Origin of the sequence: Ochrobactrum sp. RH2CCR150 (genome assembly GCA_014138095.1) — a bacterium.
Lineage (GTDB): Bacteria > Pseudomonadota > Alphaproteobacteria > Rhizobiales > Rhizobiaceae > Brucella > Brucella gambitense.
In genome coordinates this window covers 66,534-85,688 of record JACGXE010000019.1, presented here as the reverse complement: position 1 = coordinate 85,688, position 19,155 = coordinate 66,534, and the positions used below count along the sequence as shown (strand labels likewise).

Sequence of the window (19,155 nt, the reverse complement as noted above, 5' to 3'; positions counted from 1 at the left end):
GGGAGGATTATGGATATGATTGGTATGGGGGAATATGACGCCTCGAAGCCGCCTGAGCCTCTAGCCACTATAAACTGCATTGAAAAGGCGATTTGTATAACTCTTGACTGGCAATCAGGTGGTTGTGCCGACAGCTCATTATGCCCCGTTTAGCACATTTTTTGGCCGGACCGGACTTTCTGCTTCCGGTCCCATTCAAGACCGTGTCACCCGTTCGAGCTCATCAAAACGGCCGATCAAGCGGATGGCGTTATATTCTTTTTAACTGTGAAAGGGCTCATAAAGAGCAGCGCCAGCTTTGAGGGCCGCTAGCTTGAGCCGCTTGTCTCGGGTCCAAAGTGATGTGCGCTGATCAAGTAGGACAGAAGCGAGCAAGTGAGCATCCGTGTAGCCAATACCCATGCTAAAAACGTTATGCCTCTCAATGAGAGTCATAACCTCGTCGTGGGTTGCTACGATAGTCTCACGCTGTGCGCGGAGAAAAGTTAACACAGCGGTCCTGTCGCGTAGGCTGCCCAAAGCAAGTTCGCCAATGACTGCCGGATGGCAAAGCAGAAGATCGCTACCAATAATTTTTACAAGATCGTTATCACCTCGGCGGAAATGATCAATCCAAATGGAAGTATCTGCTAATATCACTTATTCACTGAGCTCCGACGGCGGGGGGCGGCTTCAGCGTCCGGCATGGTGCCTCCAAGAGCGATAAGCCGTTTACCAGTCTCGACGCGCACGAGTGCTTCTAACGCTTGGCGGACCAAAGCGGCTGTCTCCTTTGTGCCCGTCAGGGATCTGGCTTTTTCCAAGAGATTATCATCAAGATTAATGGTTGAACGCATAAAACTACCTCCTGCAGTTGAGTCAATTTATCACCAAATGGTGCTAATTTCAACACCTAGGTTGTCACTCAGATTAACATGACGTGGCTATCGTAAGCTGTTATGGGGAGGCTCGGCATTCTCACACTTCTGACTGGCAATCTGCACATCTCCCAATTGCGAGGGTCAGCGGATCATATCCGTTCAAGGCGGGAGGAAAAACAACTCCGTATGCATATAAATCTTTTCAAACGTTTCGGTGGCTTGATGCAGTGTGCAGGAGCCTGATAGTATGAATCCTGAGATTAAAATGAATGCATATAACGCTAATTCTAAGGGAAGAGGCGCTCTCAGACGAAGAATGGCCTGGATATGTTTCAGACTGGATGTCAGAATATTTATTACTTTATATAGCATAATTATAATTTAATTCCCGTATCACCATTAATATTAAATGGATATAAACATTATTAAAATAAACAGATTATATTAGATAAAATCTGTTTAAAGTTCATAAGTATTGCGATGACCATCACAAATATTCGGTCATATAATTCTTAAGCTTTTCGAATTCTTCCATTCAAGGATCCATGTTTTTATATATACGCCGGAGTTTACATAAGGATCGGTCAAATTAAATAATTCCAATTCTGCTAACGTCGCAACATTCGCAATTAGTAATGCCGCAGCGGTGGCATCACTGCCTTCTTGGAACGCGGGACCCGACATAAGAACCTCGAACGGTGCGTCAGCAATGTGTTTCTTGTGTGCATCATGAAGCTGCGCGCGTGCGTGGGTCTTTCGGGGATCTGAGACTGCAAATCGAAATGCGATCATTGTTTATTTCCTGCTTGGACAAGAACGAAATCGAACTTTGACTGCCATAGGCTGATAGATCCCGATGTGCGCTCGAATGGGGCAATCAAGGTCTTTTTAACGCCAAACACTGCATCCGATTTGAGGTAGGCGTCTTCTCCGACGAAGGTATGGGTAATTAGCTTTTCATAGCCGTCTGCATTCACCAGGTAGTGCATATGAGCAGGCCGGTATGGGTGCCTGCCGAGATGGCCGAGCATTTCTCCTACCGGCCCGTCGTCTGGGATAGGATATGAGACCGGTTTGATGCCGAAGAACTCGTAGTAACCATCATTCCCGGTTACGAAAATGCCACGATTATTCCATTTCGGCTGTATGTCTGGCTGTTGGACGTCGTAATAGCCGTCTGCATTGTCGGACCACACGTCGATGCTCGCACCAGCGATGGGAATGCCATTCAGATCAATCACTCGTCCAAAATAGCGACAGCTTTCGCCCTTACCGTCTAGGGAAATGCAGTCGCCCATCTTTCGCACGGGTGCGTTTTTCACATGGAAGGGTCCAAAAACTGTATTTTCGGTGGCACCGCAGGGGCGTCTATTGTTGATGGCGTCGACAAGCATTGAAACTCCTAGCGTGTCGCTCAACAGAATAAACTCTTGCCGTTCTTCACTACATATCCGCCCGGTGCGTGTCAAAAAGTCGATAGCGTACTCCCACTCGTTCTGAGTCAGAGCCACTTCCTTTATAAAACTGTGCAAATGGCTGACCAATGCCCCCATGACTTCCGTGAGTCGGGTCGAGTTCGGTTTCATTCGTCCATTCACGGTTTCAGTGGAATTTTCCTCCGAAAAGTACGCATTCATATGTCCATCTCCCAATATAGTTCAGCGTGGGCGAGCGCCTTCCAGCGCCATTTCAAGGAGTTGCTGGATAGCTTGGCGCTCTAGGCGGCGGGGGTTCCAGTAAGCGTTTTTCAGGGACTGTTCGGCGGCCCGCTCTATATCGCGGCGCACGAGTCCAAGTTGAGCGAGAGAATACGGCGCGCCCAGGCGTCGTGAAAAGTCAAAGATGCCAGCAGGGATTGACGGGCCGAATAAGTCTTGAAGAGGCGCAAGTTCCATCGCCGCCACCTCGCTATTGTATGCGATTGTGTAGGGAAGCAGGATCGCGTGTGTTTCGGCATGAGGGAGGTCGAACATTCCTCCGAGCGTGTGGCAAATCTTGTGATGGAGCGACATCCCTACTGTGCCAAGAACCGTGCCGCACAACCAGGAACCAAACAAAGCCGACGTTCGCGCGTCCTTGTCGTCGGGAATTTCCTGTATTGCCGGCAATGCGCTATGGAGGGCGCGGAGGCCTTCTATCGCCATCAGGGACGAAATCGGATTTCTGTCTTGAGCGTAGAGCCCTTCCAGCGCATGGGCCATAGCATTGAGGCCGCTGGTTATGCTGAGCTCGACCGGAAGCTTCATTGAAAAATTGGGATCGTAGATCACAAGGTCGGGAAGGATGCCCGGGTCGCGAATGGTGGTCTTGGAGCCGTTTTCTGTCTGTCCGAGTATCGGCGTGACCTCAGATCCCGCATATGTGGTTGGAACGATGATCTGCGGAAGGCCAGTCCTGAGAGCGATAGCTTTTGACAGGCCGGTAGTCGAACCGCCACCGATAGAAAGGATTCCATCCGCATTCAGGTTTCTGGCGATTGAGACGGCTTTCTCAGTTGTGTTGACTGGTGTGTGCATGACTGCTTCACTGAAAACGCCAACGGAACTGTCTTTAATGATATTGGCTAATTCCATCGCTTCGTCACGCTGAGCGGCGGTGGACAGAACAAGAATTCGGTTCAATCCCATCCTGTCTTTTTCGTCGGGTAGCTTTTGAAATGTCCCGGCCCCGAAAAGAATACGAACTTTGCTTGAATTGTAAGCGAATGAGTGCATGCCGATCCTCAGTCAATCTTGAGCGCACGATTGTCCACGCGCATCAGGAACGGATGAATCCGCGTGTCGGCCCAGACACGTGCGCCCTGAAATGGATCGTTGTGGTTAAATGAAACAACGTCTTCCAACCGTTCGGCTTCGACAATGAACATTGAGCCGATCATGGTGACTCCGTCCTCAGCGATTAGCGGACCTGAAATGACCGTCTTCACGGGAGTGCTTGCGAGATACTGCTTGTGAGCGTCGTAGTTGGCCAGTCGGCGGGGAAGGGCGTCTTCGAAATCGATACAATGGACGACGTAGAGCATGAGATTTTGCTTTCATAGTATTAGGATGAGGCCAACATACGCACAACTGATCGTCTCTTTTTCTGCATCTCTTGCAATGTTCAGAGTATCCATTCTGGATGTTTTGCTACTGGAGATTTGAACTGTGACCAGGTGATGTTCGGACACCACTAGGAGAAGACAGGCGTTTTGGAGAAGACAAGAATGGCAAAGCAACGAAGAATCGGCTGGATAGGGGTTGGTAAAATGGGCCAACCGATGGTGCGTCATCTGTTGGCGAAGAACCATCATGTGGCAGTCTATGATAGAAATCCGGCAAACTGTCATACAGTTCGCGGAGATGGAGCCAAAATAGCTCCGTCTGTGGGTGAGCTTTTGAAGGACGTCGAGATTATCATGTCGATGATCCCTAATGATCAAGTTCTCGATGATCTCGTTTTCGGCGAATCTGGGTTCGCAGGCCATTTGAACGAGGATCAGATATTCGTGGATTTGAGTACGGTTTCTCCCCGTATTTCGAAAAAGGTCTCCAACGGCATCCGGACAACCCGTTATCTGCGCGCGCCCGTTTCTGGGAGCACCCATACTGCGAAATCGGGATCCCTTACGGTCATGGTATCCGGCCCGCAGGCTGATTTTGAGATATGCCGGCCGGCGTTCGAAGCGTTCTCAAATCGACAATATTACGTCGGTCCGAGTGAGGAGGCGCGATATCTGAAACTGGTCCTGAACAGTCTTGTAGCGGCAAATGCAACTTTAATGGCGGACGCGTTACGGCTGGGTCAAGCGGGTGGGCTTTCGCGGAACGTTATCATGGAAGTTATCTGCGAAAGTGCAGTAGTTTCGCCACTTCTCAAATACAAGCGAACCAATATAGAGCAGAACGACTATCCACCGGCATTTTCCGTCTCCCAGATGGTTAAAGATACGGGTTTGATTGCCGAAGCCGCAGCTGATGTCGATGTCGAAATGGCAGTAAATGCGCTTTCCCTAGAGCGTTTCCTTCATGCCGCGGAGAATGGTCTTGAAGACCGCGATTTCTTTGTGCTCACTTCCGAGACTGAGCACGCGTCAGGCTAAAGCTCGATTCCCGGGAATGGAATTGGTTCTGGGGACTATGGGTAATCACGAATAGAGGAGATCTTGATCAAGGGATCTGATCCTCGTGTTGGCGTCGGCCAAGGCCACCTTGATTGACTTGTGGCCAATCAACGCGTCGTGAACCTCCTCGCCCAAAATGGTTTCGATATGGATGTATTTGGGTATGGCGGGACGTTGCCATACGTTGAGCAGACGACGTTGCGACAGCGACTTTACCAGTGTGTAGATTGGTGAATTGAGGTTGGCTCCCGGGTCCCCCATGAGGCTGAAAAGAGGAGATAGCGGTAGCCCGTCCTTTGCACGCGCGAGCATCGCTTCAGGACTACACATCCAGGTGAGGATCTGCTTTGCTTTTTCCATCCGTAACGGTGGCAGATTGCTCGGAATTGCGAAGACGAATCCGCCTAACGGGGCAAGGCTTTTTCCACCTCTTCCAAACGGTGGTTGCAGATAGGTTACACGCCGCTTGACGGCGGAATCGATCTGCATTTCGAAACGCGTCGCATGGATAGACCACGTATAGGCCATAGCCGCCTTCCCGCGTGTGAATAAGTCAAGGACGGTTTGGCGCGATGTTTCGAGAATATTCGGCGGCGATATGCTCAGAAGTTCTTTCATATACTCCAGCGCTTCGTGCGCCGCATAGCTATCGATCAGTGCTCGCACTTTGCCCCCATTCATATCCTTTTTCTCGAAGCCGCCTTTTACCTGGGCGAGGTCCGGGATGGGAGCGCCGCAACAGCCGATAATGAACATGAACGTATGCGCGATATCGATGCCGCGACTGGCGTTCCAAACAATCCCGTAACGCCCGTTATTGGGGTCATGCAAGGCGCGACCGCATTTAAGCACATCGGCGAATGTTGCAGGAGATTTCAGGCCTTCAGTTTCCAGAAGGTCCTTTCGGGCCGCCAGGATTTCGACCGCAGCATAGCTGGGAATGCCAAACTGTTTTCCTTTCGACATCCCCATATCCCAGACTTCAGGATTAAAGCTTTGAGGCACGATCCGTCTTGCGTTCGTCAGGGAGTTGAGGTTGATGACGGCGCCGGCTTCAGCAAACTGCCCAACCCACGGCGCATTCAGTGCAACGATATCAAAGGTGGATTCCGGCCGCTTGGCATTGGCCAACAATTCAGCATGCAAATCCTCCATGTTGCGCATGTGGAAGTTCTGATAGGGGCCTAACCGTTTTCGGAAATCGGACCAGAGATGCCGCAAGGACATGAAATAAAAGTCATTGTGAAGGAGAAAAACCGCCTTTTCGACGCCGTCTATGTTGCGAACAGCGCGAAGCTGGTCTTCGCTCAGCGCCAGTGCCTGATGATCGCCTCCAAAAAAATATTCCTCATCATTACTGAAGTTTTTGTCACCATATACGCGCGCAAGTTCTACTTTGACCTCCTTCGCGTAGTTGTAGAACTGATCGAGCAGCAGATTACTGGGAATCAGTTGAAAGCGCTTGGTGTCAGAGCCGCTGAAAAACTTTTCCAGCATTTGTTCGCGCAGAAGTTCGTTTATTTTGCGGTGGGCTGTTGCATAGGGAAGCTCCGAAATCTGAATCAACTCTGTCAGAGTGACGGTACCACCTTCGATGAAGCGCTTGACAACATGACTTATTATTCGCCAATGCGCGTCATCCTCAACCTTGCCATGCATCGGCCGGAAGGCATCGCGAAGACGCGACATGAAAGCAATCACGCGTGCGATCTCATACGGGCTCAAGATCAAACTCTCCATCGGCATCCAATAGGTGGACACTTCGTGCGACCGTAGGTGAGCGGCAGATGCAATGCAAGAACGTTAACGTGTGAGACAGGCCTCGAACTGGCGGGCAACTGCGCATACAACATCGTCCTTGCCCATTGGTCCTACTATTTGCAAGGATACAGGCCGTTCGTTGATGGAGGGTAATGGGACGGCGATGGCCGGATTACCCGAAAGATTGAACGGGCGTACATTTTTGGTCAGCGAAACTGCGCTTCTATCGGTTCTCGCGTCCGCCAGTGGAGGCGGATAGTCCGCAATAGTCGGTAGTACTAGCACGTCGACTGTCTCAAAGGCGTTTTTAAGCTCTTCGCGAAACTGCTTTCGTATGACTTCGGCGACCCGCATGTCTTCTGCGGTGATACCTGTCGCCTTTCTAAGTCGTGTTAATACGTCATCGCCAATCAATGAGGAATCCAGCAGGTCGCGAAATGCGTTTGCGGTTTCATATTCGATCATCGTTAAGCCAGCTGAAAACGCAGAGTCGAAATGTGCAAGCATAACTTTACAGATCGGCAACCCTGTTGCGCGGACTGCGGCTGTTATAGCATCGGATATCTCGGGATTGCCATGAGGCGCAACAAACCCGAGCTTATAGCTGCCGGAAGCTTCCCTCTTATAATGCGGATCAAGGGCCTCCATTGTGGTCTCTAGGTGGGCGACCGATTGTGCAAAAACACCAACGCAATCCAGCGAGGATCTGGCTGGTAACACTCCGTCGCGGGGGATACGCCCGAACGTTGGCTTCAGTCCGAAGACGCCGCAGCAGGCGGCGGGAATTCTGATGGATCCGCCAGTATCGGTGCCAATCGCTACATCGGCCAGAGACGCGGCGACGGCTGCGGCGGAACCGCTGGAGGACCCACCAGGAATAAGCTTCGGGAAACGCGGATTGATAGGTGTGCCGAAGGCGTCATTAATGCCAGTGATACCAAAGGCAAGTTCGTGCAGCTTCGTTTTGCCAACAATATGGAAATTGGCGGCAAGTAGTCGCTGAACGATAGTGGCGCTTTTGAGTGCAGGCGGTTCGGTCCGATAGACACGGCTTCCCGCCGTCGTGCCGAGCCCCTTGATATTGATGTTATCCTTGACCGCGACCCGTAGTCCACTGCCGCCTAGCGACGTCCGTATGACAAATGGTGATTGGGGCGATCCCAACAAATTCTGGAAAGAGTTCATCAATTGATCCGGCGTCCGGTTGTCTCATCGAAAAGGTGAATGTGCTCGACCTGCGGCGCAACACGCACGGTTGATCCCGGGGTCAGGTCGCTGCGGCCCGAAATAGCGAAGTGCACCGGTTGCCCGTCGATTTCAGCGGTGACAAGGGTCTCCGCCCCTGTTGGTTCAATGACGGTGACGGTCGCGATCGCGCCAAACTCCGAAACATGCATGTGTTCGGGACGGACGCCATAGATGACAGACCGGCCAGTCAGGTCAGCACACCGAGGCAAGGGAAGCTTAATGCCGCCGGCGGTGATGAAGCTGTCGGTGGAAACTTTGCCCGTGACAAAATTCATCGCAGGCGACCCGATAAATCCTGCAACGAAGATGTTGGTGGGGCGATCATAGACATCCAGCGGTGCGCCGACTTGCTCTATGAGCCCGTCTTTCATGACGACTATCTTGTCAGCCATGGTCATTGCCTCGACCTGATCATGCGTGACGTAGATGGTCGTTGTCCTGAGCCTTTGGTGAAGTGACTTGATTTCGGCTCGCATTTGCACGCGCAGTTTGGCGTCCAGATTGGACAGAGGTTCGTCGAACAGGAAAACGGCGGGGTTGCGGACAATAGCGCGTCCCATTGCGACGCGCTGGCGCTGTCCGCCGGAAAGCTGCTTGGGGTAGCGATGAAGAAGGGCGTCCAGTCCGAGGATTTGAGACGCGTGTCGGACCTTCCGGCCAATCTCCTCTTTATCCGCCTTGGCCAGCTTTAGTGCAAAGCCCATATTCTCTGCCACGGTCAGATGCGGATAGAGGGCGTAGTTCTGGAAAACCATAGCTATGTTGCGCGCCTTGGGCTCGAGCTGGTTTACGATGCTGTCGCCGATCGAAATTGTTCCGGCGGTGATGTTTTCCAGCCCTGCAATCATACGCAGCAGGGTGGATTTGCCGCAACCTGACGGCCCTACGAGCGTCACGAAGGATCCATCATCGATAGCGACACTGATGTCCTTCAAGACGGAGAAGTTATGGTAAGCTTTCTGTACATTATCCAGAGAAACGGAAGCCATGGATTGCCTCGTAGCTGGCGCCGAGGGGCGCTTGATGTTGTTGAATTAGCCTTTGACTGCTCCGGCGCTGAGACCTGAAACGAAGTAGCGTTGTACCAGCAGGAAGAGGAGAACAGGCGGGATAGTGAAGACGAGCGCCATGGCCATGATCTGGTTCCACGGAGTGACGTACTCACCGAATAGCGACGACAAACCAATGGTCCCCACCCATTGATCGACGCTGCGCAGCAAGGTGCGTGCAAGCATGAATTCATCCCAAGCGTTAAGGAATGAAAAGATCGATGCGGCGATAACACCCGGAAGCGAAAGAGGCGTTACGATTCTCAGTGCAATATAGTACCACGATGCGCCGTCGATACGAGCCGCCTCGTCTATTTCGAAAGAAACGCCGTCGAAAACGGTCTTCAGCATCCAGACCATGACCGGTAACGCGAATGCCGCATTTGCTACGATAACGCCAACCAGACTATCCGCCAGTCCAAAGCTGATGAACGTTGTGTAGAGCGGAATGATTAGAACGATTGGCGGCATCATTTGCGTTCCCAGGATCGACAATGTCAGAAGACTCTTGTGTCTGAATTTGAACCGGGACAAGCCATAAGCGGCCGGAATGCCGATTGCCAGCGCCACCAAGGTTGAAAGAGCTGCGACAAGGAAGGAGTTCAGAAGCCAATGGAAAAGGCGGGTATCGAAGAAAATTGTACTGAACGTTCCGATAAAATGCCCATCCGGCAATAGGGCAGGAGGGTATGCTGTGGCGGCTGCATCACTTTCAAAAGATGACTTTACCATCCAGAGAAGAGGGATCGAAATAATGAACGCCAACAGATAGGCAAGCAGGACGAGAGACCAGTGGGCTCTTTTCGTTGAATGGGATCCGGTGCTCATGCCTGGTTACCTCGTGCGTTGATGACAGCAAAATAAATACCGGCACATATCATTGAGATCAGCAGAACTGCGACGCCAAGGGCTGCGGCGGTGCCTGGATGAAACTGCTGGAACATTTCAAGATAACTGCGCAGCACGATCGTTTCGGAGCAGCCAGCGGGACCCCCGCCTGTAAGGAGGTAGATCGCCGTAAAAGATCGCCCGAAACACCAGATCATCATCAAAAGCGTGAGCATCACGGTTGTTGATCTCACGCCGGGCAAAGTAATATGCCAAAACGCCTGTAGTGCGGTCGCCCCGTCCACTTTAGCCGCCTCGTAGTGCGAGCCGGGAATTGATTGCAGTGCCGACAGCATCATGACCATGCCGAGCGGAAGCAGCTTCCAGATCGATATTCCAGTAAGCGTGACAAGCGCATTCGGGCAGCTGTTCAGGAAGTCCACCGAAAGATGGGTGCCGAACAGTGTCGAAAGCAAATAGTTGATAACGCCTACATCGAAGTTAAATAACAGCGAAAAAATTAGGCTCGCTGCAACATAGGGTATTGCCCAGGGTACGATGAACAACGCCCGTACAACAGCGCGACCGGGAAAGTGCTGATTTAACAAAATGGCGATTGCCAGACCGAGCCCCCAGACCAAAACAACATTGCCAAGTGTGTAGATTACTGAAGTCGCAACGAGCTTCAGAAAATCTTCCGCGCCGATGATCCTGGCGTAATTTGCGACCCCCACAAAGGCGGGATGTCCCCCCATTGTGTCGGCATAAAAGCTCATCTTGAAAGTCTGCCAGACTGGAAAGACAAACACCGCGATAAGTGAGACGACACAGGGACCAAAAAAGAGTAATAAATGCATATGCGGGCGGGACCGCACAGATTTGGTTGGGGTCTGATCTGATGTGATGGCTGACATGTTCTACCTCGAATGGACCGGACAGTTTTCGCGTCCGGTCGTGCGTGGCTATTTCTTGGTTTCCATGAATGCCACCAGATCTTTCTGGATGGCGTTGGCAGTATCTTCCGGTGTAGCGCCGTTAAACAGCATTGCTTCGATACGCTTCCCGATCAGTGAGATCACGTCGCTACCATATTGCTCGACACCTTCCGGCGCATAGCTAACAGCTGTGCTGGCGAGATTAGTAAAGGTTTCGAACCAAGGGTTTTCCTTAAGGTAATCAGCTGGAACCATGCCCTTACGACCGGGAATGACACTTGCCAATTGTACAAGGCGTTCCTGCCATTTCGTCTCCAGCATCATCATCAGAAGCTTGGCGGTCTCATCCTTGTTCTGGGATGCTTTCGGTATTGCCAGGAAGCTTGTGACTGTAATGGGCTTTCCAGCGCCGAGAGGCAGTGGTTCCGTAACCAGATTGTTGTAGGTCTCTGGATTGCCGGATTTCGCCATTGCAGCCATAAACGGGCCAGCAGCATACATGGCGATCTTGCCATTTACAAACATTGGTCGGAAGACTTCGAACTTGGCTCCTTTGGGTACAAGATTGCTCGTTACCACATTTTTGTAGAACGTCAGGGCTTTTATCATCTCTGGCGTATTGGCCGTTGGTTTGCCCTCGGTGAAAAACTTTCCCCCGAAACTGGCGATGATCGGTGCATATTCCAGATATTGCTGGGAAGGCGCTCCGGAGTAGGCGGAAAGCGCAAGTCCGAACTTCTGTTGCTTGGGGTCGCGAAGAACTTTGACCGCGTTCTCAAATTCCTCAGCGTTTTTAGGGATGCCGAGGCCCGCTGCATCCAGCATGGCTTTATTGATAAAGAGGGCGCGTGGATTGGTGGCAAAAGGGATGCCGTATATTTTACCGTCCTTAACCGCCAGTTGTTCTGGTGCTATGAAATCATCGTACTTGATCCCTGTGGCATCGAGGTAGTCGTTGAGAGGCTCGAGAAGATCAGCTTCGATATATCTTTTGAAATCAGGATCGAAAGCCGTCAGAACGTCTGGCGGATTACCTGATGAGATATCGATGAACATCTGGTCGGCAAAAGACGCGAATGGGATGAACGTGTCCTTGATAGTGACGCCCGGATTTTGCTTTTCAAATTCGGCTTTAAGTTCCTTAAGAAAGGCGCCATACGTCGGTTCCGTCCACTGGAAGGTGGGATAATTAATATCTGCGGCCAATGCAGATGTTGCAAACACCATGGCGGTGGCGCCGGCCAACGCAACGCGTTTTAGGAGCGAGAGCGCACGAAACGTGTTGCGCTCTCGGTTTTGTTCAGTCCTGCCCCGGTTTTTATGTTGCATTATTTGTTCCCCTTTTTGTTTCTAGTTGCTAGCGCGCGAGTTGCGGATTGAAAAGCACAGAGCTTTTCGGGATATTCTCGGCCCAGCCAGGTGTAAGCGGCGCAATGAAGACGTTTTCCGTGCGGTAGCGTGACATCTTCCACACGCCGTTCACATTCTTGAAGGCATTGAACAGCCGACTTGACCGCAGGACCGAAGAGCCGTCGCTGAAGATCCAAGGCTGAAAGTGAACCCACTTGCCCTCTGCGGTATCACCGTTGACGGTGATATGCTCTGATGTCAGATAGTGGCAGTTGAGCAGCATCTCAGGTTCGCGGGGCTGGAAAAAGCCTTGGAAATGCTCAACCAGCTCTGCTTTTCCGGAGCTGAAACCAAACTGATTTTCATAATACGGACCAACGCCTTCCCAAGTCGCATCATCGGAGAACAGGTCAACAATGAGCTCGATACGTCGTTCTGGCGTCATATCTCCTTCAGGTAGAGGCGTGTCGCAAAGCAACATATAACGGCTGATGATACGGCGGATCTCCGATTCTGCTGCTAGCCTGTCAAGCTTTGCGGATAGTTTCGCAATCTGTTCCTGTAGGTCTTTTTCCATGTGTATTTTCCTTACGTGTATTTAGACAGACTGTAGAATTTTAACTTCGACGTCTTTGGTGAGATATGTCATGCGTTCGCTCCAGAACGCCTGAAACGCTTCGCCGTTGAAATGGCGATCCAAGTCGGCCTGGCTGGCCCAGCGTTCGTAGAAGACGAAAACCGAGTTGTTGTCTGCAAGCGTGGACAATTCATAGGCGAGGCAGCCCTGCTCCAGCGCTGATGCTTTCGCCAGTTCTTTTAATCTGGCTTCGAGTTCGTCTCGCTTTTCAGGTTTTGGGTACTGAAATGCTATGAGTGAAATGGAAGTGTCTGCCACAAGCTCTGCTCCACATCGCAGGGTTTAACCGTCTCGCCAATGCAGGAAGTGACACCGGCGCCGGTTAGCAAACGATAACGTTGAACGGAGTTTGGGGAGCTACGCAAACATCCAAAATGGATAATTGGCGCCTTGAAGCGATGAGTTTCCAGAAAAACTAACTCAGTTGAACACCAGGATGTTCTAAAAATGAAAAATTAACTGACAAAGGATTTATATATGCCGTTGCTTGTTATAGACCCTATTTCTCACGAGTTGGGGTCTCCGGCAAACCAGGGCGGTTCATATTGCACAACAGTGGGGAGTGTGCGTCCTTTCACAATGAGGGGCCATTTGCTATTAAGGAGGTGCAGCCGTCAAGAATCTTGACTGGCAATCAGTAAGGTGTGTTAACAGCTGAGTTTCCAATAGCGCGCACAACCTTATAAGCAGAACCTTTCCGTCGGCTCCCATCGCCGCGGCCAAAGTTCTTGGGCTCACGGGCTTCGGTGGGATGTGTCTTTTACACGAAATCGAGCCCGGACAGGCTAGCCTACTATACATTGTGACCCATGGGCGCTCTTTCAGGTTTTTGTCCTGTGCATTGACCGCGTCCATGGGCATCGGAGATTGAAAATTTATTTCACTCAGCTTCTGCTGCAGCCAAAACCGAGAGAACGAGCACTTTGGTCCCCGTTTTAATCGAAACCTCGGGATCCGGTGCAAAATGGGGGGAATGGTTGGATGGAATAGGCTTCCCATCCTGTTTGGCCTGTTCGACTGCTTCGGGAGCAGATCCTCCTATCCAATAGAAAATGGAAGGCACTCCTGCTTCGATGAATTCCGGATATGTTTCTACTCCGAGGGTCGGTTGAACGGCTGAGGGCACATACGAAATTTCGTCAGCAAAGCTCTCATCGAGAACCGGTTTAATCTTTTTGATAAGCTCCGTGGAATTGCGACCGGCAACCGCACCGCCTCCAATCCTTTGCAACTCCGGCGCCGGTGCGCCTACCGATTCAGCCGTGGTCTTTGAAACGCGCTGTACGGCATCCAGTAGAAGTTTTCTTGTCTCCGGAGAAGTCGAGCGCATCGTCAACTTTAACTTAGCTTCATCGGGAATAATGTTCGCCGCGGTCCCAGCCTGAAAGCTTCCCACGGTGATAACACCGGGCTCGCGAGGGTCTTTCTCTCGGCTCACAGCGGTCTGAATTTCGTTGACAAAGCGTGCGCCGATCACGATGGGATCTATCGAAAGATGTGGAGCGCTTCCATGTGCGCCGCGGCCCTTGAAGGTGAGGTCAAAAGTATCTGAGTTACCACTGAAAGCCCCATCCTTCACCGTGATTTTTCCTGCTGAATCGGCGTTGACGTGCAACGCAAAACCAAAGTCAGGCTTTGGAAACTTTTCAAACAGTCCGGCCTTGAGCATTGCTGTAGCCCCCCCTCCGGTTTCTTCAGCAGGCTCCCCAATCAGAACAAGTGTTCCGCGCCACTTTTGTTTCAAGTCGACCAGTGTTTGAGCGGCACCCAGCCAAGACGCCATGTGAATATCGTGGCCACAGCTATGAGAGACGAAGACCTTGGCACTCTCATCTTTGTTGCCAGGCCACTGGGTGGCAGGAACCTGCACACGGCTTGCATAATCAAGGTTGGTCTTTTCTTCCATCGGAAGCCCGTCGAGTTCCGTGCGTAGCATGATGGTCGGACCATCACCGTTCTTGAAAACACCCACCAGACCAGACTCAACGCCGAATTTGGTGGTTACATCAAAGCCAAGTTTTCTAAGTTCATCCGCCAACAAATTCGAAGTGCGGGTTTCATGAAACCCTAATTCTGGGTGGGAGTGGATATCCTTGTAGATCTTTTCAAGAGCCGGGTATTTCTGATCAATCAGATCACTCAATTTCGGCGCATCAGCAAAACTGTAGTTCGCAGAAAACTGCAAGCTGACAAACAGAGCTGTTATTTTGAGGGCAGATATCGTTTTCATTGGTTCCCCATTTTATATATCAGTGCAAACGATTTTGCTTTGACGTCGCTATGATGGGCGCACGTGAAGATATGACATCCGTCTAAGCGGACGAAGAAGGGTGGGGATTTTCCTGCGGTAAATAGCACGGCTCGTGTCTGGGTCTCACCCTACACATCATCAATAGACTACCCGTCGAAGCGTTCTTCAACTGGTTTCATCGAAATAACATAATCTGAAGCGAGCTAATGCTTGAGAATTTGTCCTAGAAACAGCTTCGTTCTTTCATGCTGGGGATTTCCAAAAAACTCGTTTGGGCTTGCCTCTTCAACGATCTGCCCAGAGTTCATAAAAATAACACGGTCGGCAACGGCGCGAGCAAACCCCATTTCGTGGGTGACACAAACCATTGTCATACCGTCCCTGGCAAGTCCGGTCATGGTATCAAGTACCTCCGAAACCATCTCAGGATCAAGCGCTGAGGTCGGCTCATCGAACAACATAACTGCAGGCTGCATGCAAAGTGAACGCGCGATAGCGACGCGTTGTTGCTGTCCACCAGACAACTGGATCGGAAATTTACTGGCTTGCTCGGGGATGCGCACGCGTTCGAGAAACTTCATGGCAAGTTTCTTTGCTTCCGCTTCTTTTATACCGTTGATCCACATCGGCCCAACCATGCAGTTCTTCAGAACGGTCATATGTGGAAATAGATTGAAGTGCTGGAACACCATGCCAACATTCTTTCGCACGTCACCAACATTGGGCATCTTGTTATGCAGAGTGATACCGTTAACGACAATGTCGCCTTCCTGATGCGCTTCAAGCCGATTGAAACAGCGGATCAGGGTTGATTTTCCAGACCCCGATGGTCCGCAGATGACAATCCGCTCGCCTTTGTGAACCTTCAGATTGATGTCTGTGAGAACCCGAAAACTCCCATACCATTTCGAAACGTTACGGACATCGATAATCGGATCAGTGCTCATCGGACCTTGCTCCTGGCATAGTGACGTTCAATGCGTGACTGAATAAACTCAAGACAGATCGACAAAACCCAGTACAACATTGCAGCAGTGATCAGCATTTCCATATGTTGAAATGTTTTTTGCCCGAGGGTTCTGGCCAGAAACATCAACTCCCAGACGCCGATCACAGAAACAAGCGAGCTGTCCTTCAACATGGAGATGAACTGGTTGCCTGTGGGTGGAATGATTACTGGAAGCGCTTGCGGTAGAATCACCTTGCGCATGGTGAGACCGAATCCAAACCCGATAGAGCGGGATGCTTCCCATTGTCCGCGATCAATGCTCTGAATGCCTGAGCGGAAAATCTCAGTCATATACGCTCCGTAACAAAGCGAAAGCGCCAGAATACCTGCAGGCACTGCATCAATAATGATGCCGAGCTGCGGAAGTCCGAGATAAATCAGATAGACCTGCATAAGAAGTGGCAAGCCCCTGAAAAACGAAGTATAGAAACTCGCTATTGCGTATGCAAAGCCGTTGTTGGAAAGCTTCGCTACCGCCCCCAGAATGGCGATAGCAGAGGCGATAACAATAGAAAGTGCCGAAATGTAGATAGTGGTTACAAGGCCCTGCGTGATGAGAAACGGAAGTTTCTCCTCAATGAAAGGGAGGCTGAGATTGAACGTTCGGAAGAAAAGAAAAAACAGGATCAGCAGTTCTAGCCAGACCACGCCAATCTGGACGTTTCGTGAAGCGAAGCCGATAAGCACCACATTAAGAATAAACATTGCAGCAATAACGAATGCAATTGCAAAACGACCGTAAAGCCCGCTTTCTGCTGGCTCGCCAATGACTGGCTGCATCAATTCGCCGATCGTCGTCCCGCTCAGATTGAACAGGAGCATGACAGCGAAAACTGAAATAAACAAAACCGCAACGAACCTTGGTTTGTGAACGAGCACCTGGGACTCGACCGTATCCGGATAGAGCATGGGGGATCCTCTGCACAACGGGGTAGCCCAATCTGATGGGCCACCTTTATTGTGGCTTTACTTGGCAGTGGTGTAATCCACGCCGTACCATTTAACCGAGAGCTTGCTCAAAGTGCCGTCTTTGCGCAATTCATCGATGATTGCTGCAAGCTTGTCATTGAACTCCTTGTCGCCGTGTTCGATCGCGAGAACCAGGGGTTCATAGAAAACCGGTTCCCCAAGCTGTTTAATGGGGTAGCCTGCCTTCTGCGCATCCACGATGCCCGGCATGGATGAAACAACCGCATCAAGACGCACGCCGTCGCCCAAACGCAGGTCATCGAACGCCGTTGAAGAATTGGTATAGGAACGCACTTCCTTGGGCTCGAACTCATATTTGAACGGCGGTGCGCCAGCAGCATCAAGCGTCAAGTCGTGCTTGGCATAGGCCTCAAATGTCGAGGTGGCTGTTGCGCCTACGACCTTTCCGTCAAGATCGGAAAGCTTTTCCGCCTTGCTTTCCTTGTGAACCGCAACAGCTGCGGGTGTGTAATAATAAACAGCGGGAAAATCGAAAATCTTGGCGCGTGCCTGCGTTGGCGTCATCGAGCCCGCATGCATGTCCCAGCGCCCCTGCCAGTTACCGGCTGTGATAATATCCCAGCCTGGGGTCACGAACTCGACCTTAACGCCAAGATGCGAAGCGATATTCTTTGCGACGTCGATATCGAAGCCATCCATCTCGTTCTTGTCATTCACGAACGATTGAGGCGCCCAGTTTGCATCAGTCGCAACCTTCATCACCTTCGCAGACATTATTCGATCAAGCACTGGACCGGCCTGGGCCGGGAGCACTGCGAGTGGCAACGAAAGCGCTGTGGCAACCGCAGCTATTTTCGCGAACTGTTTCATGTTGGTTCCCTTTTCATTGTTAAGATCGGCACATTTTACTTGCCGTTATGTATAATCCTGACGGTGAAAATTCCTGCCGTCATCCTTCACAACGGAGGACTGCTTTGGCCCCCATTCCTATAGAACGCGGAATTCAAATTTCGCCCTTCTGCTGCATTTCCCCGCGAACTGAACGGGCGACCCTGAAGGCCTCAACGCCGGTGGGAACTCCGCAATAAACCGCGATCTGAAGTAGTGTTGCACGCAGTTCGCTATCACTCAATCCATTGCGCTTCGCGCCACGAAAATGGACGCCGAATTCATGCATGCGATTAAGTGCAGCAAGCATGCCAAGGTTCAGAAGGCTGCGCTGTTTGAGATCGAGCGTTTCATCCGTCCATACGCTGCCCCAGCAATATTCGTTGAGCATATCCTGAAATGGGCTGGAAAATTCATCCGCACCGTTCATCGCGCGATCAACGTAGTCATCGCCCAAAACGCTACGCCGTACGGTTTCACCCTTGGCCTTTAGGGTCTCATCCATTGGCTTACTCCTTCGGCCCAATAAATGTTCCAAGCAAATGGGCGACTAGCTCAGGCGCCTCAATGAGGATGGAATGCCGCAAACCGGGCAATATTTGCAGTTTCGAACCTGGGATGCGCTCGTGCATATAGCGAGCCATGCGTGGATTGGAGCCGACATCATCCTCACCGGTGGCAATCAATGTGGGGCAGCGGATTTGATCGAGAAATCCGCCAAAATCCGTTTCAGCCAACACTCGATATGCGGAAGCGTAACAAGCCGGATCGTTCTCGGCGTCGCGTGCACGCAAGAGTGCAATGGTCTCGGGGTTTCTCTCCTGAAAATCCTCGGTCAGCCAACGTGACAGCGATGCGTTGTGATGATCCGCGGGCGTTCCCGCGCGTAACGCAGCCAGACGTTCGAGAACACGCGTTCGCTCTTGTGGAGTTCGTCCTGAGACAGTGGACAACAGGACAAGATTGCGCAGCCTTTTCAGATGAGTGAGCGCCAACCGCTGAGCGATCATTCCCCCTAAAGAAAAGCCCACCAGATTGAATGTTGAAAAGCCTGCCTTGTCTGCAAGCGCCAGCGTCTCGGTGACAAAATCGTCGATTTCATAACGACCATGTATCTTGCTGGACTTTCCGTGTCCCCGAAGGTCGAAGGTAAGGATGGTGAACCGGCCTTTGAGCCGATCTGCGACGCCGTCCCATGCTTCCAGATAGGAACCAACACCGTGGATGCAGACCAGTGGTTCGCCATCGCCATCAATGCGGTAATTGAGTGTCACGTCTCCAACGGTATGACGATATGTTCTAACCAT

21 protein-coding genes are annotated in these 19,155 nt (G+C 51.3%); 1 reads left to right on the top strand and 20 read right to left on the bottom strand.

Translation table 11 applies throughout. The features are described from left to right. Positions 1–261: 261 nt before the first annotated feature. The 6 genes from FHW03_RS23610 to FHW03_RS23585 form a co-directional block, all read right to left on the bottom strand. Positions 262–639, bottom strand: a complete 378-nt coding sequence (locus FHW03_RS23610; protein ID WP_182522875.1) for a type II toxin-antitoxin system VapC family toxin — start codon at positions 637–639, stop codon at positions 262–264. Further along, positions 636–836: a type II toxin-antitoxin system VapB family antitoxin gene (locus FHW03_RS23605; protein WP_010660355.1), complete on the bottom strand. Its 201-nt coding sequence runs from the start codon at positions 834–836 to the stop codon at positions 636–638. Before FHW03_RS23605 ends, FHW03_RS23610 begins: the two co-directional genes overlap by 4 nt. Positions 837–1,361: 525 nt before the next feature. Next, positions 1,362–1,652 carry a YciI family protein gene (locus FHW03_RS23600; RefSeq protein ID WP_182522874.1) on the bottom strand — a complete coding sequence of 97 codons (291 nt, stop codon included), beginning with the start codon at positions 1,650–1,652 and terminating at the stop codon, positions 1,362–1,364. After that, positions 1,649–2,497, bottom strand: a complete 849-nt coding sequence (locus tag FHW03_RS23595) for a dioxygenase (protein WP_182522873.1) — start codon at positions 2,495–2,497, stop codon at positions 1,649–1,651. Before FHW03_RS23595 ends, FHW03_RS23600 begins: the two co-directional genes overlap by 4 nt. A gap of 21 nt (positions 2,498–2,518) precedes the next feature. Further along, the gene (locus FHW03_RS23590) at positions 2,519–3,574 is read right to left on the bottom strand and encodes a maleylacetate reductase (protein WP_182522872.1); all 1,056 of its coding nucleotides are present in this window, start codon (positions 3,572–3,574) and stop codon (positions 2,519–2,521) included. 8 nt (positions 3,575–3,582) lie between these two features. After that, positions 3,583–3,882, bottom strand: a complete 300-nt coding sequence (locus FHW03_RS23585) for a YciI family protein (protein ID WP_182522871.1) — start codon at positions 3,880–3,882, stop codon at positions 3,583–3,585. A gap of 183 nt (positions 3,883–4,065) precedes the next feature. Between FHW03_RS23585 and FHW03_RS23580 the strand changes: the two genes are divergently transcribed. Then, positions 4,066–4,941, top strand: a complete 876-nt coding sequence (locus FHW03_RS23580; RefSeq protein ID WP_182522870.1) for an NAD(P)-dependent oxidoreductase — start codon at positions 4,066–4,068, stop codon at positions 4,939–4,941. A 45-nt stretch (positions 4,942–4,986) separates the two neighbouring features. On the opposite strand, the gene FHW03_RS23575 is transcribed toward FHW03_RS23580, so the two are convergent. The 14 genes from FHW03_RS23575 to FHW03_RS23510 all read right to left on the bottom strand — a co-directional run bounded on the left by FHW03_RS23575 (position 4,987) and on the right by FHW03_RS23510 (position 19,155). Then, the gene (locus tag FHW03_RS23575) at positions 4,987–6,687 is read right to left on the bottom strand and encodes an extracellular solute-binding protein (RefSeq protein ID WP_182522869.1); all 1,701 of its coding nucleotides are present in this window, start codon (positions 6,685–6,687) and stop codon (positions 4,987–4,989) included. A gap of 78 nt (positions 6,688–6,765) precedes the next feature. Continuing rightward, on the bottom strand, positions 6,766–7,908 hold the full coding sequence (locus tag FHW03_RS23570; protein WP_182522868.1) for an amidase: 1,143 nt from the start codon (positions 7,906–7,908) through the stop codon (positions 6,766–6,768). Beyond that, on the bottom strand, positions 7,908–8,960 hold the full coding sequence (locus FHW03_RS23565; protein ID WP_182522867.1) for a sn-glycerol-3-phosphate ABC transporter ATP-binding protein UgpC: 1,053 nt from the start codon (positions 8,958–8,960) through the stop codon (positions 7,908–7,910). The genes FHW03_RS23570 and FHW03_RS23565 overlap by 1 nt, the downstream gene beginning before the upstream one ends. Before the next feature lie 45 nt (positions 8,961–9,005). Continuing rightward, a complete protein-coding gene (locus FHW03_RS23560; protein ID WP_182522866.1) occupies positions 9,006–9,848 on the bottom strand; it encodes a carbohydrate ABC transporter permease in 843 nt (280 codons plus the stop codon). Beyond that, complete coding sequence (locus tag FHW03_RS23555; RefSeq protein ID WP_182522865.1) at positions 9,845–10,762, bottom strand: carbohydrate ABC transporter permease; 918 nt, start codon at positions 10,760–10,762, stop codon at positions 9,845–9,847. The genes FHW03_RS23560 and FHW03_RS23555 overlap by 4 nt, the downstream gene beginning before the upstream one ends. A 48-nt stretch (positions 10,763–10,810) precedes the next feature. Further along, positions 10,811–12,112, bottom strand: coding sequence for a sugar ABC transporter substrate-binding protein (locus FHW03_RS23550; protein WP_182522864.1), 1,302 nt, complete (start codon positions 12,110–12,112; stop codon positions 10,811–10,813). Positions 12,113–12,140: 28 nt separating this feature from the next. Then, complete coding sequence (locus FHW03_RS23545; RefSeq protein WP_182522863.1) at positions 12,141–12,710, bottom strand: nuclear transport factor 2 family protein; 570 nt, start codon at positions 12,708–12,710, stop codon at positions 12,141–12,143. Between the two features lie 21 nt (positions 12,711–12,731). Continuing rightward, a complete protein-coding gene (locus FHW03_RS23540; protein WP_182522862.1) occupies positions 12,732–13,028 on the bottom strand; it encodes a putative quinol monooxygenase in 297 nt (98 codons plus the stop codon). Positions 13,029–13,650: 622 nt separating this feature from the next. After that, complete coding sequence (locus FHW03_RS23535) at positions 13,651–15,000, bottom strand: amidohydrolase (RefSeq protein WP_182522861.1); 1,350 nt, start codon at positions 14,998–15,000, stop codon at positions 13,651–13,653. A 224-nt stretch (positions 15,001–15,224) separates the two neighbouring features. Continuing rightward, positions 15,225–15,968 carry an amino acid ABC transporter ATP-binding protein gene (locus FHW03_RS23530; protein WP_182522860.1) on the bottom strand — a complete coding sequence of 248 codons (744 nt, stop codon included), beginning with the start codon at positions 15,966–15,968 and terminating at the stop codon, positions 15,225–15,227. After that, a complete protein-coding gene (locus FHW03_RS23525) occupies positions 15,965–16,939 on the bottom strand; it encodes an amino acid ABC transporter permease (RefSeq protein ID WP_182522859.1) in 975 nt (324 codons plus the stop codon). Before FHW03_RS23525 ends, FHW03_RS23530 begins: the two co-directional genes overlap by 4 nt. Before the next feature lie 57 nt (positions 16,940–16,996). Further along, complete coding sequence (locus tag FHW03_RS23520; RefSeq protein WP_182522858.1) at positions 16,997–17,830, bottom strand: transporter substrate-binding domain-containing protein; 834 nt, start codon at positions 17,828–17,830, stop codon at positions 16,997–16,999. Between the two features lie 133 nt (positions 17,831–17,963). Then, positions 17,964–18,353: a carboxymuconolactone decarboxylase family protein gene (locus FHW03_RS23515; RefSeq protein WP_182522857.1), complete on the bottom strand. Its 390-nt coding sequence runs from the start codon at positions 18,351–18,353 to the stop codon at positions 17,964–17,966. A 4-nt stretch (positions 18,354–18,357) separates the two neighbouring features. After that, complete coding sequence (locus tag FHW03_RS23510) at positions 18,358–19,155, bottom strand: alpha/beta fold hydrolase (RefSeq protein WP_182522856.1); 798 nt, start codon at positions 19,153–19,155, stop codon at positions 18,358–18,360.